The 15,932-nt window shown below is 63.0% G+C and carries 16 protein-coding genes; 6 read left to right on the top strand and 10 right to left on the bottom strand.

Annotated features, from left to right (window positions below; translation table 11 throughout):
- The 3 genes from Q0602_RS19320 (at position 1) to Q0602_RS19310 (ending at position 2,674) form a co-directional block, all read left to right on the top strand.
- Positions 1-1,242 (top strand): cysteine desulfurase, encoded by a 1,242-nt coding sequence (locus Q0602_RS19320; RefSeq protein WP_295040520.1) that lies wholly within the window; start codon positions 1-3, stop codon positions 1,240-1,242.
- Between the two features lie 46 nt (positions 1,243-1,288).
- Positions 1,289-1,858 carry a putative Fe-S cluster assembly protein SufT gene (gene sufT / locus Q0602_RS19315; protein ID WP_298846910.1) on the top strand — a complete coding sequence of 190 codons (570 nt, stop codon included), beginning with the start codon at positions 1,289-1,291 and terminating at the stop codon, positions 1,856-1,858.
- 123 nt (positions 1,859-1,981) lie between these two features.
- Complete coding sequence (locus tag Q0602_RS19310; RefSeq protein WP_298846862.1) at positions 1,982-2,674, top strand: ElyC/SanA/YdcF family protein; 693 nt, start codon at positions 1,982-1,984, stop codon at positions 2,672-2,674.
- A gap of 28 nt (positions 2,675-2,702) precedes the next feature.
- On the opposite strand, the gene Q0602_RS19305 is transcribed toward Q0602_RS19310, so the two are convergent.
- The 4 genes from Q0602_RS19305 to Q0602_RS19290 all read right to left on the bottom strand — a co-directional run bounded on the left by Q0602_RS19305 (position 2,703) and on the right by Q0602_RS19290 (position 5,669).
- Positions 2,703-3,143 carry a hypothetical protein gene (locus Q0602_RS19305; protein WP_149437627.1) on the bottom strand — a complete coding sequence of 147 codons (441 nt, stop codon included), beginning with the start codon at positions 3,141-3,143 and terminating at the stop codon, positions 2,703-2,705.
- A gap of 111 nt (positions 3,144-3,254) precedes the next feature.
- Complete coding sequence (rimK, locus tag Q0602_RS19300; RefSeq protein WP_295040527.1) at positions 3,255-4,163, bottom strand: 30S ribosomal protein S6--L-glutamate ligase; 909 nt, start codon at positions 4,161-4,163, stop codon at positions 3,255-3,257.
- A 50-nt stretch (positions 4,164-4,213) separates the two neighbouring features.
- Positions 4,214-4,651 (bottom strand): RimK/LysX family protein, encoded by a 438-nt coding sequence (locus Q0602_RS19295; RefSeq protein ID WP_295040529.1) that lies wholly within the window; start codon positions 4,649-4,651, stop codon positions 4,214-4,216.
- Between the two features lie 4 nt (positions 4,652-4,655).
- A complete protein-coding gene (locus Q0602_RS19290; RefSeq protein WP_298846856.1) occupies positions 4,656-5,669 on the bottom strand; it encodes a DUF3549 family protein in 1,014 nt (337 codons plus the stop codon).
- 204 nt (positions 5,670-5,873) lie between these two features.
- On the opposite strand from Q0602_RS19290, the gene Q0602_RS19285 reads away from it, so the two are divergent.
- Positions 5,874-6,200 (top strand): YqcC family protein, encoded by a 327-nt coding sequence (locus tag Q0602_RS19285; RefSeq protein WP_295040533.1) that lies wholly within the window; start codon positions 5,874-5,876, stop codon positions 6,198-6,200.
- An 87-nt stretch (positions 6,201-6,287) separates the two neighbouring features.
- On the opposite strand, the gene Q0602_RS19280 is transcribed toward Q0602_RS19285, so the two are convergent.
- Positions 6,288-6,842 carry an OmpW family outer membrane protein gene (locus tag Q0602_RS19280; RefSeq protein ID WP_298846851.1) on the bottom strand — a complete coding sequence of 185 codons (555 nt, stop codon included), beginning with the start codon at positions 6,840-6,842 and terminating at the stop codon, positions 6,288-6,290.
- A gap of 253 nt (positions 6,843-7,095) precedes the next feature.
- Between Q0602_RS19280 and Q0602_RS19275 the strand changes: the two genes are divergently transcribed.
- Both Q0602_RS19275 and Q0602_RS19270 read left to right on the top strand, forming a co-directional pair.
- Positions 7,096-8,100 carry a glycosyltransferase family 2 protein gene (locus tag Q0602_RS19275; RefSeq protein WP_298846848.1) on the top strand — a complete coding sequence of 335 codons (1,005 nt, stop codon included), beginning with the start codon at positions 7,096-7,098 and terminating at the stop codon, positions 8,098-8,100.
- On the top strand, positions 8,097-8,489 hold the full coding sequence (locus Q0602_RS19270) for a GtrA family protein (protein ID WP_298846838.1): 393 nt from the start codon (positions 8,097-8,099) through the stop codon (positions 8,487-8,489). Before Q0602_RS19275 ends, Q0602_RS19270 begins: the two co-directional genes overlap by 4 nt.
- Before the next feature lie 76 nt (positions 8,490-8,565).
- Here Q0602_RS19270 and putP read toward each other — a convergent pair whose 3' ends face one another.
- The 5 genes from putP to Q0602_RS19245 all read right to left on the bottom strand — a co-directional run bounded on the left by putP (position 8,566) and on the right by Q0602_RS19245 (position 15,594).
- Positions 8,566-10,056 carry a sodium/proline symporter PutP gene (gene putP, locus Q0602_RS19265; protein WP_295039562.1) on the bottom strand — a complete coding sequence of 497 codons (1,491 nt, stop codon included), beginning with the start codon at positions 10,054-10,056 and terminating at the stop codon, positions 8,566-8,568.
- A 230-nt stretch (positions 10,057-10,286) separates the two neighbouring features.
- On the bottom strand, positions 10,287-13,478 hold the full coding sequence (gene putA / locus Q0602_RS19260; RefSeq protein WP_298846836.1) for a bifunctional proline dehydrogenase/L-glutamate gamma-semialdehyde dehydrogenase PutA: 3,192 nt from the start codon (positions 13,476-13,478) through the stop codon (positions 10,287-10,289).
- A gap of 165 nt (positions 13,479-13,643) precedes the next feature.
- Complete coding sequence (locus Q0602_RS19255) at positions 13,644-14,414, bottom strand: helix-turn-helix domain-containing protein (RefSeq protein WP_295039569.1); 771 nt, start codon at positions 14,412-14,414, stop codon at positions 13,644-13,646.
- Positions 14,415-14,438: 24 nt separating this feature from the next.
- The gene (locus Q0602_RS19250; protein ID WP_295039571.1) at positions 14,439-14,810 is read right to left on the bottom strand and encodes a hypothetical protein; all 372 of its coding nucleotides are present in this window, start codon (positions 14,808-14,810) and stop codon (positions 14,439-14,441) included.
- A gap of 355 nt (positions 14,811-15,165) precedes the next feature.
- Positions 15,166-15,594 (bottom strand): hypothetical protein, encoded by a 429-nt coding sequence (locus tag Q0602_RS19245; RefSeq protein WP_295039573.1) that lies wholly within the window; start codon positions 15,592-15,594, stop codon positions 15,166-15,168.
- Positions 15,595-15,932: the final 338 nt, after the last annotated feature.

The raw sequence follows: 15,932 nt of genomic DNA, 5'->3' as shown, positions 1-15,932 counted from the left end.
ATGACGTCGATCACCGATCTGACGCTGGATCTGGCGGCGGTACGCCGGGACTTTCCGATTCTCGAGCGGGAGGTCCACGGCAAGCCCCTGATCTATCTCGACAACGCCGCGACCAGCCAGACGCCGGTGGCGGTCATCGACAGTCTTGGCGACTATTACCGTCGCTACAATGCCAATATCCACCGCGGCCTGCACACCCTGGCCGACGAGGCGACCGCCGCCTTCGAAGGCGTGCGCGCGACGGTACAGCGGCACCTCAACGCCTTCGAGCCGCGCGAGATCGTCTTCACCCGCGGGACCACCGAAGCGATCAATCTGGTGGCCAACAGCTGGGGGCGGGCCAATCTGCGTGCCGGCGACGAGGTCGTGGTGTCGCTGATGGAGCACCACTCCAATATCGTGCCCTGGCAACTGCTCGAGCGCGAGTTGGGTATCGTGATCAGGGTCATCCCGGTCGATGCACGAGGCGTGCTCGATCAGGAGGCCTATCGCGAGCTGCTGGGCGAGCGGACCAGGCTGGTCTGCGTCAACCATGTCTCCAACGCGCTGGGCACGATCAACCCCATCGCCGAGATGGCGCGTGACGCCCACGCCCACGGTGCCCTGATTCTGGTCGATGGCGCCCAGGCGGTGCCGCATCAGGCCGTCGACGTGCAGGCCCTGGATGCCGACTTCTACGCTTTCTCGGGACACAAGGTGTACGGGCCCATGGGGGCCGGCGCGCTCTATGGCAAGGCGTCCATTCTCGAGTCCATGCCTCCCTGGCAGGGTGGCGGGGAGATGATTTCGCGCGTCTCCTTCGAGCGCGGTACCGAGTTCGCCGCCGTCCCGCATCGCTTCGAGGCCGGTACGCCGTCGGTGGCCGACGTGATCGCCATGGGCGCGGCCCTCGACTGGGTCAGCGCGCTCGGTATCGAACGTCTGGCGGCCTGGGAACAGTGGCTGCTGGATCACGCCACCCAGAAGCTCGAACGGATCGACGGCTTGACAATCATCGGCACCGCGCCGCGAAAAGCGGGCGTGATCTCGTTCGTGGTCGATGGCGCGCATGCGCAGGACATCGGGCTGTTGATCGACCAATTGGGCGTGGCGATTCGCACCGGGCACCATTGTGCCCAGCCGGTGTTGAATCATTTCGGTGTCGAGGCGACCTGTCGGGCCTCTCTGGCGGTCTACAACACGCCGGAAGAGGTCGATGCCTTCGTCGAGGCGTTGCAGCGCGTGCTGGGTATGCTGCGGTGAGCCGGCTCTGGCTCCCGGCCTGTTCGGGCCGGCAATTCTGTCAGGAGTGACGATGGATCCCCTAAGCCAGGTCTACAAGGGCCAGGAGATGCCGCTGCAGCGTGATGTCGATGCCATCTCGATTCCGTTCGGCAAGACGGTCACGCTGGTCGAGGACAGCTCGGTCGTGGTGATGCAAGCCAAGGGCAGCTCGGTCAGCGTCAGCCACGAAGGGCGTCTCTATCTGATCGAAGGGCATGACCTCGATGCGCTGGGTCTCGAGGCGCTCGAGCGTCCCACGCTGGACCCGGGCGCCAGCGAAGAGGAGATGGAAGCTTTCGTCTGGGCGCAACTGCGGACCTGTTTCGATCCGGAGATACCGGTCAACATCGTCGATCTGGGGCTGGTCTACGGCTGTCGCATCGAACGCCTGCTCACCGGCGAGTGCATGGTGACCATCCGCATGACGCTGACCGCGCCGGGTTGCGGGATGGGCGATGTCATCGCCGAAGACGCCCGCCGCAAGATTCTGGGTGCGCCGCAGTTCTCCAAGGTCCACGTGGAAATCGTTTTCGATCCCCCCTGGAGCCGTGAGATGATGAGTGAAGAGGCGCGTCTTGAACTGGGAATGTTCTAGGGACTTTACAGACGGAGCCTGACGAACGTTCCCGGCTTGCACAGCCGGTTTCTGGCAGAGCAACGAACGCGATATGCTGATCGACATCTCAACGCGCCACCGGATTTCCGAGAGGGGCCTTCAGTGGCCACTTCCCGTCCACCGACCTTGCTCTTCCCCATGTTCTGGCTGCTGAAGGGCCTGCTCAAGGCGCTGCTGGCCAGCCTGTCGTTGCTGGCCGTCAGTATCGTGGTGATCAATCTCTGGATACTGCAGAAAACCCACGCCCGCATCGAGCATGAGGTGCCGCTGTGCGCGGTGCAGCCCGTCGGCCTGGTCTTCGGTACCGCGCAGTGGCTACGCCAGGGTGGTTCCAACCCCTACTATCAGGCCAGAGTGGAGACCTCGGCGGAGCTACTGCGGCTGCACCGCGTCCAGCACCTGCTTCTCTCCGGCGACAATCGCACGCGCTACTACAACGAACCGATCAGCATGTGGCGCTCCCTGCGGCACCGTAACGTCGACGATGCCAACATGACCCTCGACTATGCCGGCTTCAGCACGTTCGACAGCGTCGTTCGGGCCAAGGAGGTCTTCGGCGCCGACCGGTTGATGCTGATTTCACAGGATTGGCATCTACCACGCGCGCTTTTCATCGCCGACGCGCTGGGCATCGAGTCCACCGGATGCGCCGTGCCCGACGACGGCATCAAGGGGGAGTGGCGGCTGCGCCTGAGAGAGTGGCTGGCGCGTGCGGCGACGTTCGGGGATCTCTATCTGTGGGGGCGCGAACCGTACTTCCTCGGGCCCTTCGAGCCGATCCGGCTGTCGTCATGAATGCGGCGGGGCCGCCGTTCACCCGCGCCTAGCGCTGGCGCTGCTGAAGCTTGTTGATTTCCCGGATCAGCGCGCGGCAATTTTTCCAGCAGCGTTCCAGCGTCGGTTCGAGGGCTTCCGGCAGGGGGTGGGTGAAGGCCGTGCCCAGCGCCTGCATCAGAACGCGCTCCTGCTCGAGCAGTTCCCCCAGCAGCACGGCGCTGTCGTTGCCGACGAAGCTCTTGATGCGACTCCAGAGCCAGAGGTAATCGTCGCGCTCGACGTCGGCGTCCCGTGGCAGGATGTCGAGATGCTCGCGCACCAGTTGCTGTAGCTCGCGCATGGCAGCCCCACGTTCCTCGTAATGGGGTTTCAGGGCATTACGCAGCGCCGGGCGCAGGCGATCGAGATTGTCCTGAAAATAGTCGAGACTATCGGCCAGCGCTTCGAGCACGCTGTCCATCGCCACTTGGCGATTGTCGAGAAACATGTGCGGCCACCTCCTGAGGTGACACAAATTGTGCGGCCGGAAACACTGTTTTGCTACCCCTGGGGGCAGAAAAATTTAGCATTTCCGGCTATTTGTCGGATTTCTTCTCATTCAGCCCTTGGGCTTCGGCGGCGCCTTGCGCGGCGTGCTGGCATTTTTCTCCAGATGCTCGACGATCAGCCCCGCGATATCCTTGCCGGTCGCCGTCTCGATACCCTGCAAGCCGGGAGAGGAGTTCACCTCCATGATCACCGGGCCGTGGTTGGAGCGCAGCAGGTCGACACCCGCCACGGCCAGCCCCATGGCCTTGGCGGCCCGAATGGCGGTGGAGCGTTCCTCCGGAGTGATCCGAATGACGCTGGCAGTGCCGCCACGATGCAGGTTGGAGCGAAACTCGCCATCGGCGGCCTGGCGCTTCATCGACGCCACGACTTTTTCGCCGATGACGAAGCAGCGGATATCGGCGCCCTTGGCCTCCTTGATGTACTCCTGCACCATGATGTTCGCCTTCATCCCCATGAAGGCCTGGATGACCGATTCCGCGGCCTGATTGGTTTCCGCCAGGACCACGCCGATCCCCTGAGTTCCCTCCAGCAGCTTGATCACCAGCGGGGCGCCCTTGGCCATGGTGATCAGGTCGGGAATGTCGTCGGGTGAGTGGGCGAATCCGGTCACCGGGAGCCCCAGTCCCTTGCGCGACAGCAGCTGCAGCGAGCGCAGCTTGTCGCGGGAGCGTGTGATGGAGACCGAGTCGTTGAGGACGTAGGTACTCATCATCTCGAACTGGCGCAGTACGGCGCAGCCGTAGAAGGTCACCGACGCGCCGATGCGCGGCACGATGGCGTCGAAGGATTCGAGTTCCGCCCCCTTGTAGTGAATCGAGGGGCGATGCGACGCGATGTTCATGTAGCAGCGCAGCGTGTCGACGACTCTGACACTGTGGCCACGCTGCTCGGCGGCCTCGATCAGGCGGCGCGTCGAGTAGAGGTTGCGATTGCGTGACAAGATGCCGATATGCATGCGCGAAAGGCTCCGGGGCGTGGGTTGTGATGGCGGCAGCGAGAGAGACGTCAGGGCTCACCGTGAAGGAACGCGGCGCCCGGAGCAACCAGAAGCCGGCGCATGGCGCGTCTTCCGAGCAGCATGGGGTGACGCATGTTGCTGCGATCGGTCAGGGTCAGTTCGATGGGGAAGTCCAGGCTACCCAGGACGAGGCGGGTGCGGATGACGTAGCGCCACTCTTGCTGGCCGTTGGAGCTTCTGACTCTCCGTCGGTCGTGCAGCGGCAGCTGGCATTCGTGGTGCGCGATGGGTTGCCCGCTCGACCGGGTGATGAATCGGACCCAGGGATGTCCATTCTCCTCGTAGGGCTCGATCTGCTCGGCATGCAACGCCGAGGTGCGGGCGCCGGTGTCCGCCTTGCAGCAGAGTGTCATCTGCAGGTCGGGAAGCGTGACCATCTCGCGGCGGCCGATGATCGCCTGGGCCTGATAGGGCATTGCTTTCATGAAATCATGCGTTCCATTGTCTGACGAACCGGCCTAGGGAGGAGTCCATCGGCGCCTGACGTAGCATCATCAATATGGGCAGCCGCAGGCGAGGGATCAATGCCAAATCACGCACGACGGGACGAAAGTCGGCCTCCGGGCTCTCCGCCAGACGCTCCAGAAACCGTTCCAGGCGGGCTTCGTGCTCGAGATGGTGCCAGCCGCGGGCGGCAATCGCGGCGAGGCAGTCGGCGGCCATCAGGGCGTCGTCGTCGAGGATGCGATCCAGCCAGCCGCCGACTCTGGCATCCTCGCTGCCCAGCAGGGCTCTCAACAGGGCGCAGAAGGCTTCGATGTCCCGCCTCTCGCGAGCGCTCTCGAGCATGCTCCACAGCGTGGGCAGCAACTCGTCCGGGGTGTCGCCATGTTCCAGCAGGTAGCACAGCGCTAGAATCACCTCCCGCGGCATGGTGTCGAATCTCTCGACCAGCGCGCTGGTTACCGCCGGGTCCTCGGCGACGACCTGGTCGGCCAGCCCCTGGAGACCCAGCATCTGCCAGTCGAGCGACTCGTCGCCGACGAGATAGCGGCGTGTCATGTCGGAGAAGGCCGAGGGAGGTTGCCCGAAATGACGAGACAGGCGAGCATGCAGCAGCGCCCTCTGGTGTAGCTCCGGTTCGAAGGCCAGCGGGTTGTCCTGCATCAGGTTGTCTGGCGCCGGCTCGCCGTTGGCAGACGCCGCTCGTGCGCTCAGGGTCTGCAGCAGGCGATCGAGGAACTCGTCGCGCGGGGCGGGCACCAGTTGGCCCTGCTCGTCCAAGGGGAGAGCGAGGAACCAGATCGCCGGATCCGTCTCGAGTTCGGGCCAGCGCAACGCACAAGCTACCTGGGCACGGCCGTTCCAGGGTAGCGGCCAGGGCGCCTGCTCCCGTTCGAATGCGGCGAATGAGGCCTGCGGCATGGGGTTGACGCGACGGCCCAGGGTCGATAACACGACCTCCGCGCCGCTGCCCGAGAAGAAATCGCTGAGCGTTTGCATGATAAAGGTCGCCGTCTCCATCGAGGCGCGCACTGTAACTTGCCGCGATGGCGCTGGATAGGTCCTGGCCAAAAATTGATCAGCCGGCTCAGAGACATGTATTACGCCACGTCGGGGTAGGTGTCCCAAGTTTATCCACAGGCTCCTTCAGGTTTTTTGTGAGCAACCGGAAAAGTTTCCACACCCACCATGACAGGAGGAAGAATGACCTCGCACGACAGATTGGCTCACGCCTTGCGTGAATTGGAAGCGACGTTGATGGAGGTCGGCCTGTGGGAGGCATCGCGACCGCAACCGTCGGCGTTCGAGAGCCAGCAGCCATTTTGTGTCGATACCATGTCGATGCCGCAATGGCTGCGTTATGTCTTCATCGCTCGTCTCCAGGCTCTGGTCGATGCCCGTGCCACCCTGCCCGCGACCTGCGCCGTGGCGCCGGCAATGGAGGTCTGGCTCAAGGACGAGCCCGCGGCGAGAAGAGATCCGGTGGTCCGTGAACTTGCCGCTGTCGATCGTATCGTCACCCTGGCGTGACCGGTCACGGTCGAGTGCCGTTCGCCGAATCCGAAGCACAAAAAACCGGGCCCGAGGGCCCGGTTTTCGATACCAACCGCCGTTCGCTTAGAAGCGGGCGGTGACACCGGCACCGACGGTGACCGGGTCGAGGTCGATGTCGCGACCGCCACTGATGTCGGCGCTGACATCGGTGTACTGGGCGAAGGCGTTGAAGCCGAAGTTGTCGGTCACGTTCAGATCGACACCCAGCTGGCCTGCTGCGCCCCAGGAGTCGTCGACGCTACCGACACCGCTCTCGTCGGAGAACGTGGTGTAGTTGACACCGACGCCGGCGTAAGGCTGAACGCGGGAATCGAGACCACCCAGCGGATAGTACTGCGCCATCAGGTTGATCGGAACCTGCTTGAAGGTGCCGCCTTCGGCGTGGACCTTGGTCTCGGTCATGGAGTTCAGCTCGACGCCGATCTTGTCGTGAACCATGTAACCCAGGCCCAGATAGGCGCCTTTGTCATTGTCATCGGTATAACCGGTGTCAACGTCGGTCTTGGCAACGCCCAGGCGGCCGTAGAAGTCGCCAGCGCCGTAGGCGAATGCGGCTTGAGTTCCGAATGCGCAAGCGCCGGCAACTACCATTGCGGAAAACAGTTTGGTCTTGGTCATGATAAGTACTCCCTTTCTTTCATCATGAAGCCGTGTTACCGGCCTTCACATTCTATGAGACAACGTCGCTATGATAGGAAACGGTGTTTTTTATGTCCAGTAAAATTTTGAAACAGCGTTTTTTTACATTCCGGTAGCGTATACGCCTGGCTGTGCGCAGTCGCCTTTCTACCGCTAGGATTACCCTAGTCGCTGATGGATGACGTCGCCAATCCAGATAAGCCGACGACACCGACCGAGGAGAGGAGCTTCCGTGGAGAGACACCGAAAGGATTGGATGTTGTCGATCGTGGTGCCGGTCATGAACGAGGAGGATGCGATCGACCGGTTCCTGCAGGCGGTGGACCGTGAGCTCGGTGACAGGCTGCCGGCGCTGGAGATACTGTTCGTCGACGACGGTTCTACCGATGGAACGCTGGAGAGACTCCGCAGGAGCGCCTCCAGCGACCCTCGGGTTCGGGTGCTGTCCTTGACGCGAAATTTCGGCAAGGAAGCCGCCATGACCGCCGGCCTCGATCACGCGCGGGGAGATGCCGTCGTACCCATGGATGTCGATCTGCAGGATCCCCCGGCGGTGATTCTGGAATTCGTCCGTCTGTGGCAGGAGGAGGGCTACGACATGATTTACGGCATTCGTGGCTCCCGAGACGAGGATACGCAGGCCAAGCGCGCCTACGCCGGCCTTTTCTATCGCTTTTTCAACCGCCTGGCCGAAACGCACATTCCCAGCAACGCGGGGGATTTCCGGCTGATGGACCGTCGCGTGGTGGAGGCCATCAAGCGATTGCCCGAGCGCAACCGGTTCATGAAGGGCCTGTTCAGCTGGCCGGGGTATCGCTCCATCGGTGTCTCCTACGATCGGCCGGCTCGGGAGAGCGGGGAGAGCAAGTTCAACTTCTGGAAGTTGTGGAATTTCGCCATAGACGGTTTCGTCAGCTTTTCTACCTGGCCACTGCGTATCTGGATGTACTTCGGCGCGGTCATCGCAGGGCTCGCCTTCGTCTATATCCTGCTTCTCGTCGGACGGGTGATCGTGGTGGGCAATGACCTGCCGGGTTATGCCTCCCTGATGACTGCGATCCTGTTCTTTGGCGGCATGCAGCTGCTGTCGGTCGGTATCCTGGGCGAGTACGTCGGGCGTCTTTTCATCGAGACCAAGCAGCGACCGCTTTATCTGGTCGCCGAGGACAGCCTGGTCGCCGAACAGAGCCCGACCGGCAGGGAAGGCCGGGTCGACGACATGTCCGACGCCTCGTGAAGCGTCGACTCAAGCGCGAGGCGAAGACCGCCGCTCGGTTCGGGCTGGTGGGGGGTGTCGCGACGGCGGCGCATCTGTCGGTCGCGGCCGTTCTCAGCGCCCTGTGGCCGGCGCTGTCGGAGTTCCTGGTCAACCTGTGCGGCTTTCTGGTCGCCTTCCAGATCTCGCTGATCGGTCACCGACGCTTGACGTTTCGGCGTCGGGGAAAGGCCAGGCGCTTCTTCGCGCTGGCGCTTTCGGGATTCGTCCTCAATAACGGCGTCCTGGCCGTGCTGTTGGCTTCGACCCGAATTTCGGGGTTCTGGGCCATCGGCATCGCGACGCTCACCGTGCCGGTGATTACCTACATCGGCTCGAGACTGTGGGCCTTTCGCGAGCATCCCCGCTGAGCCCCGGTGCCCGCGCGGTGGCAGGCACGAAAAAGGGCTCCCGCAGGAGCCCTCGATCTTGTCGGTCGAGCTGCGCTCAGCGTGTGATCTGACGATACTCGCCGGCGTCGTTGGTCATGCGGCTCACCACCACGATGGCGATGAAGGAGGCGATGAAGCCGGGAATGATCTCGTAGACGCCGGGGCCGCCCAGGAACGAGTTGCTGAAGCCCAGCGCGATCCACACGATCACCGTCAGCGCACCCACCACCATGCCGGCGATGGCGCCGGCGCCGTTGGTCCGCGACCACATCAGCGACAGCAGGATCAGCGGGCCGAAGGCGGCGCCGAAGCCGGCCCAGGCGTTGCTGACCAGACCCAGTACCTGGGAGTCGGGATTGGAGGCGATGATCGCTGCTACCAGGCCGACCGCGACCACGCTCAGACGACCAATGGTGACGGTCTCCTTCTCGCTCGCTTCCTTGCGCAGGAACAGGCGGTAGAAGTCCTCGGTGAGCGATGAGGAGGCCACCAGCAGCTGGCTGGAGATGGTGCTCATGATCGCCGCCAGCAGCGCCGCGTAGAGGAACCCGGTGATCAGCGGATGGAACAGCAGGTTGGAGAGGATGATGAAGATCGTCTCCGGGTCCTGCACCTCGAGACCGTTGCGGATCGCATAGGCGCGGCCGAAGATGCCGACCGAGATCGCGCCGACCAGCGAGATGAACATCCAAGTCATGCCGATGTTACGTGCCGTGGGCACGTCCTTGACCGAGCGAATCGCCATGAAGCGCACGATGATGTGGGGCTGGCCGAAATAGCCCAGGCCCCAGGTGACCGCGGAGAGCCAGCCGACGATGGTCAGACCGTCGGTCCAGGAGAGCAGGGTGGGGTCTACCTGATTGAGCGTCTGCTGGGCCTGGCTGAAGCCGCCGCCGCCCTCGCCGAAGAGCACCACCGCGGGCATGATCACCAGCGCCAGCATCATGATGCAGCCCTGTACGAAGTCGGTCATACTCACCGCCAGGAAGCCGCCGACCACGGTATAGACCAGCACCACTCCGAGGGTGAGGATCACGCCGGTGGCGTAGTCGCTGAGCCCGCCGATATCGATGACGCCGGAGAAGGCGCTCTCGAACAGCTTGCCGCCGGCCACCAGGCCCGAGGCGGTGTAGACCGAGAAGAACACCACGATGACGATGGCCGAGACCGTGCGCAGCGACAGCGCGCGGGTCGGGAAGCGATTGGCCAGGAACGCCGGAATGGTGATGGCGTTACCGTAGTGTACGGTCTGCTCGCGCAGCCGTGGCGCGACCAGCAGCCAGTTGAAGAAGGCACCGACGAACAGGCCGATCCCGATCCAGGCCGAGCCCAGGCCGGAGACGAACATCGCCCCGGGCAGTCCCAGCAGCAACCAGCCGCTCATGTCCGAAGCGCCGGCCGACAGGGCCGCGACCTGGGGACTGAGCGTTCTTCCGCCCAGCATGTAATCCTCGGAAGTGGCGGTGGAAGTGCGCATGGCGTAGAGGCCGATGGCGATCATGAGCACGAAGTAGGCGATGAGGCTTATCCAGACACCGATAGCCATAGGGACGTCTCCTTTCTCTTAATTATTAGAGAGTTGTTAGTTGGTTGTTAGGTGGTTGTCAGATAGTCACCTGATCCGCCGCGCTGCCGACCGGCCTTGGACACGCCGGCAGGCCGGAGCACGGGTGGGGCGCATCGCGACTGGCGAGCGCGCGCGTTGTCCCCCTGTTGGTGTTGTTTGCGATCATGCAGAGCTCCCTTCGGCTTGTCGTTGTTGTCGACGAGTGGAAGTCACTCGTCTCCCATCGCGAGCAGCGAAGCATTCCCCCCCAGCGCAGCCGTGTTGATGGTGCGCGTCTTCTCCGTGGCGAAGCGCAACAGATAGTGCGGTCCACCTGCCTTCGGGCCGGTGCCGGAGAAACCCTGCCCGCCGAATGGCTGCACGCCGACGACAGCGCCGATGATGTCGCGATTGACGTAGACGTTGCCGACGCGGATGCGACTGGCGACATGGTTGGTGAAGTTCTCGTTGCGGCTGTGGACGCCGAACGTCAGGCCGTAGCCCTTGGCATTGATGGCGTCGATGACCTCCTCGAGCTGGTCGGCACGATAACGGGCGATGTGCAGCAGGGGGCCGAACTGCTCGGCTTGCATCGATTCGATGCCGTCGATGGCGAAGGCCATGGGGGCGACGAAGGTGCCGTTGTCGGTCTGTGCCGGGTCGAGCCTGGCCTCGGCCAGCAGGCGCCCCTCGGCCTGCATCTTCTCGACATGCGCGAGCAGGCCCTTGCGGGCGTCCTCGTCGATGACCGGGCCGACGTCGGTGCCGAGATCCCGGGGGTCGCCAATCCGCAGTTCCTCCATGGCGCCGCGCAGGATCTCGATGACCCGGTCGGCGATGTCTTCCTGCAGATAGAGGACGCGAAGGGCGGAGCAGCGCTGGCCGGCGCTCTGGAAAGCCGAGTGGACGACATCCGCGACGACCTGCTCGGGCAGGGCGGTGGAGTCGACGATCATCGCATTCATGCCACCGGTCTCGGCGATCAGCGTGGGCAGCGCGGCGTTTTCCCTGGCCGCCAGTGCCCGGTTGATGATCTGCGCGGTATCGGTGGAGCCGGTGAAGACCACGCCGGTAATCCGCGGGTCGCTGCTCAGCACGCTGCCCACGGTGGGGCCATCGCCGGGCAGGAGCTGCACCACGTCCCGGGGCATCCCGGCTTCGTACAGCAGTTCGATCACGCGGTTGGCGACCAGCGAGGTCTGCTCGGCGGGTTTGGCCAGCACGCTGTTGCCGGCCACGGCGGCGGCCACCAGTTGACCGGTGAAAATGGCGACGGGGAAGTTCCACGGGCTGATCGCGGCGAACACGCCCTTGCCGCTCATCATCAGTTCGTTGGACTCTCCGGTCGGCCCCGGCAGCACGGTCGGTTCGGCGAACAGCTCGCGGGCGCGGGCGGCATAGTAGCGACAGAAATCCACCGCCTCGCGAATCTCGTCGACCCCATCGGTCAGCAGCTTGCCGCCCTCGCGTGAGCAGAGCGTCATCAACTCCGCCAGATGGGTCTCCATCAGGTCCGCGTGACGCTCGAGAATGGCCGCGCGCTCGTCGACCGGCGTCTCGCTCCAGCGGGGAAAGGCTTGCCAGGCGATGTCGACGGCCTGTTGGGCCTGCTCGCGTGTCGCCCACTGCACGCTGCCAACCGCCTGGCGGCGGTCGTAGGGGCTGGTGACTCGCTGACGCTGGCTCTCGTCGTCGGCGATGTCGACGCCCAGCAGCGGCTTGGCGTGATATTCCCGATCCATGAACTCCGCCATGCGATCGACGAGCGGCTGGTATTCACTGTTGATGTTCAAGTTGACGCCTTTGGAGTTCTTGCGTGCCGGACCGTAGATGTCCCTCGGCAACGGAATCTTGGTGTTGGCGAAGGTCGGATAGGGCTTGAGCGTTGCCACCGGATGGACACAGAGCGACTCCACCGGGACCCGGGGGTCGACCAGTTGATGGACGAACGACGAGTTGGCGCCATTCTCCAGCAGGCGACGCACCAGATAGGGCAGCAGGTCCTTGTGGGCGCCGACGGGGGCGTAGATGCGGCAGTAGGTGCCCTGTGGCGCTCGCGTCAGTGCGGCGTCATAGAGGGCTTCGCCCATGCCATGCAGACGCTGGAATTCGAACGCGCGCCCAGCATCGTTGGCCAGCTCGAGGATGGTGGTGATGGTGTGGGCGTTGTGGGTCGCGAACTGGGGGAAGATGCGGCCGCGGGTGTTCTCGGACAGCAGAAACCGGGCGCAGGCGAGATAGGCGACATCGGTACAGGCCTTGCGGGTGTAGACCGGATAGCCATCGACCCCGAGCTTCTGCGACTCCTTGATCTCGGTATCCCAGTACGCGCCCTTGACCAGGCGCAGGGGAATTTCGTCACCCTGCTGGTCCGCCAGGCGATTGATGTAGTGCAGTACCGGCAGGGCGCGCTTGGCGTAAGCCTGGACCACCAGGCCGAAGTGGCCCCAACCGCGGCAGACATCGCTTTCGAAGACGGCGCGGAAGACCTCCAGCGAGAGTTCGAGACGGTCCACTTCCTCGGCGTCGACGGTCAGCGCCACATGACGCTCCCGAGCCATCTCGACCAGCTGCTTGACGGTGCCTACCAGTTCGTCGAGAACCTGGGTGCGGCGGCCGAACTCGTAGCGCGGATGCAGTGCGGAGAGCTTGATCGAGACGGACGGGGCCGGCGTGCTGGCGTCCAGCTTGAGGCTGGTCTCGCCCACCTGGCGGATCGCCGAGGCGTAGTCGTCGAAATAGCGCTTGGCATCCTGGCGGGTACGGGCCGCCTCGCCCAGCATATCGTAAGAGTAGGTGTAGCCCTTGTTGAACAGCGGCCTGGAACGCTTGAGCGCCTCGTCGATCGTGCGACCCAGTACGAACTGTTGTCCCATGATCTTCATCGCCTGGTACATCGCACTGCGAATGACCGGCTCGCCCATGCGATTGACCATGCGGTTGATGAAGTTGGCCGGCTTGCCTTCCCGTGGCTTGTCCATCTGGATGACGTTGCCCGTCATCAGCAGGCCCCAGGTCGAGGCGTTGACGAACCAGGACTCGCTCTGCCCCAGGTAACGTTTCCAGTCGGCGACGCCCAGCTTGTCTTCGATCAGCGCATCGGCGGTGGCCTTGTCGGGGATACGCAGCAGCGCCTCGGCCAAGCACATCAGCAGCACGCCTTCCTGGGTGTCGAGACTGTACTGCTGGAGCAGCTCGTCGATGGAGTCGACGGCCGTGTCCATGGTGCGAACATCACGAACCAGTTGCGCCGTCTTGTCACCGATGCGGGCGAAATCCGCCTCGTCGGCGTCCAGCATGGCGCACAGCTCGCCCAGGTAGGCTTCCTCGTCAACGATATAGTGGTCGCTGATCCTGGCGAACAGCGCCTCCAGCGAGGTCTGCCAGGTGGCGGCGTCCAGCATTTGGTCGGCTTTTAGCATTGTTGAACCCCATGATAATCAGCGTTGGCGATGGTGGCCGCTCGCCGGAAGCGTGCGGTGAACTGCGCCAATGGAAAAGGAGTGGTGGCTGACTCTATCGTGAAACAGGGCGACGGTACTTGCCAATTATCCGGGGGTATTTGCGAAAAAGGCCGGGTCATCGCGCTAGCGAGAGGGGCGTCGCAACTGCATGGGCGGATGGCCATAGCGACGGCGAAAGGCGTTGCTCAGGGCGCTTTGATTGGCAAATCCGGTGCGTTCCGCAATATCGGCGAGCGGCATGTCGGTCAACATGGTCAGTTCACGGGCCCGGTTCAATCGCAGCCGCATCACGAACTGATAGGGTGTGATGCCGGTCTGTTCGCGAAAGCGCTCGGCGAAGTGCGCTTCGCTCAGACAGGCGAGACGGGCCAGGTCGGATACGCTCAGGCGCTGGTCCAGCCGCTCGAGGACGAACTGCTCGAGTCGCTGGACGTCGAGCGATCGACCGCTTCGCCTCGCCAATGGGGGCGAAGCCAGGGTCGCGCCGAGGCGGGCACGCAGTGAACTGAGCAGGGTGGTGACCAGCAGATCCCCTGGCGCGTGACTGGCTTGGCTCATTTCGTGGATCAGGAACTGCAGATAGTGCTGGAGCGATTCATCGAGAGAAAAGTAGCCGGGACGGTCGAACAGGGCCCTCGATGGCCGGTTCATGCCGGTCAGGGGGGAGGCGTCGTCCGGCAGGTCGATGATCAGCTGACGGTTGTCCCCGATTCCCTCGTAGTAATGTTCGATATTGGCGGGGACCAGGCAACCGGAAAGCGGTGCCACGACCCCTCCCTGGCCGGCGATCTCGAACTCCGCGTAACCGGACAGCCCGATCACGATCTGGTGATAGTCGTGGTGGTGGTGGTGGATGGCGTTGTCGAGCGGCGCCAGCCGGATGATATCGGTCATGGTGTTCGCCGCGGCATGGCTGGCTCAGGCATGATACTCGCTCCCTTGGAGCGCCTGGTGGGCAGCCAGGTGATCGCGCAATGCCGCCAGTTCTTCCCGACCACTGCGGGAAAAGAGCGACCCGCCCTGGGCGGCCTGCCAGGGGCGCCCGTGAGTTTCCATCAGGTGTTGGCTGCGGCGGCGCAGATTCTCCAGGTAGGCATCGTGTCGGATCGGGTAGCCGATCAAGGTGTGCCAGCGCGCTTCGCTGGCGCGGTTGTCCAGTACCGCGTCGAAAAGGTCGAGAAGATCCTGCGCCTGTGTTCGATAACGTGGAGTGCGCGATAGCATCAGCGCAGCCACGGTGGCCAGGCTGATCAGCAGGCAGATGAGGAAGACCACGAAGAAAAGTGGCATGCAGATGCTCCGGATGCGCGGCAACCGGCATAGTTTAACACGCTGGCCGCGGCGGCCCCCATAGGTCTGCCGAAGCGGTTCTCGGCAACTCGTGCCCACCTGGTGCCTGTGCTACGGGTGCCGGCGATGGGGCGAGCCCGGGAAAACGGAGCCGATTCTGTCTCGTGAGGCCGCCATTCAGACAAAAAAATCGCCGCGCAGAGCGCGGCGATAACGATCATTGCAGTAAGCTCGAGAATCCGCATAGCGACTGCTATTCAGTATCTCTTGACCCTTGAGAGTGTTTGTCGATGGAAAAGTTCCCCTCGGACGGGAACCGCCGAAGCTCTCACGCCGAGTTCTGGAACCGTACCCATCAAGGTAGTGCCTTGGCGCTTGCGGTGAATGGCGCATCTTCGGTCCACTGCCTGACCTGGCCGGTCTCGGCCACCCAGAACACGGTGACGCCCTGGCGTAGACAGAAGTCCTTCATCCCTGCCATCCGGCGGCGAAAGTCCGTGGTGTCCGGCAGGGCCAGCGATACCTGGGTCTGATCATCCGGCATCTCGCTGTCCCGGATGAGATAAAAGAAGGCCTGGGTGATCTCCATCCAGGGATCCTGACCGGCCTCGACGCTGAGCTCTCCCCGACAATCGACGATGAGGCGCTTCTGGCCGAACACCGACGTCGCTTCGAGATCGATTTCCGAGCGGGTGCCAAGGCGGTTGGCTTCACATCGATAGCCATTGCTGGCAAGCCAGCCGGCCATCGCCTGAACGACATGAGCATGAGTTATGGAAGTCATCGTTTTTGTCATGAATTTAATTAATGTTATGAAATGACGCGATTCAACTCTAGCTTGATACTCCAATGATAAGATTAACATAGACCTGCTCATCGATAGATGCATAGTTCGTATAGGGTCACACCCGTTCTGCATGAGGCGTCACCAGCAACGTTTTCGCCTGACAATCGGCGCCTCTTGGCTGATTTTTCAGCGGATTCCCGGTTTTAAAACTGTAATTTCGACTTTCGAACTGGAAACGAGGGCAGCGGGGCGGGCGGCATCTCGCGTCGTTCAGCGAATTGTGCGGCAGTGCAATTCGAGCAATTCGTTAAGATATTTCTACTTTAATATTAAAG

This window comes from uncultured Salinicola sp. (assembly GCF_937921195.1).
Lineage (GTDB): Bacteria > Pseudomonadota > Gammaproteobacteria > Pseudomonadales > Halomonadaceae > Salinicola.
This window is presented reverse-complemented; position numbering and strand designations above follow the sequence as displayed.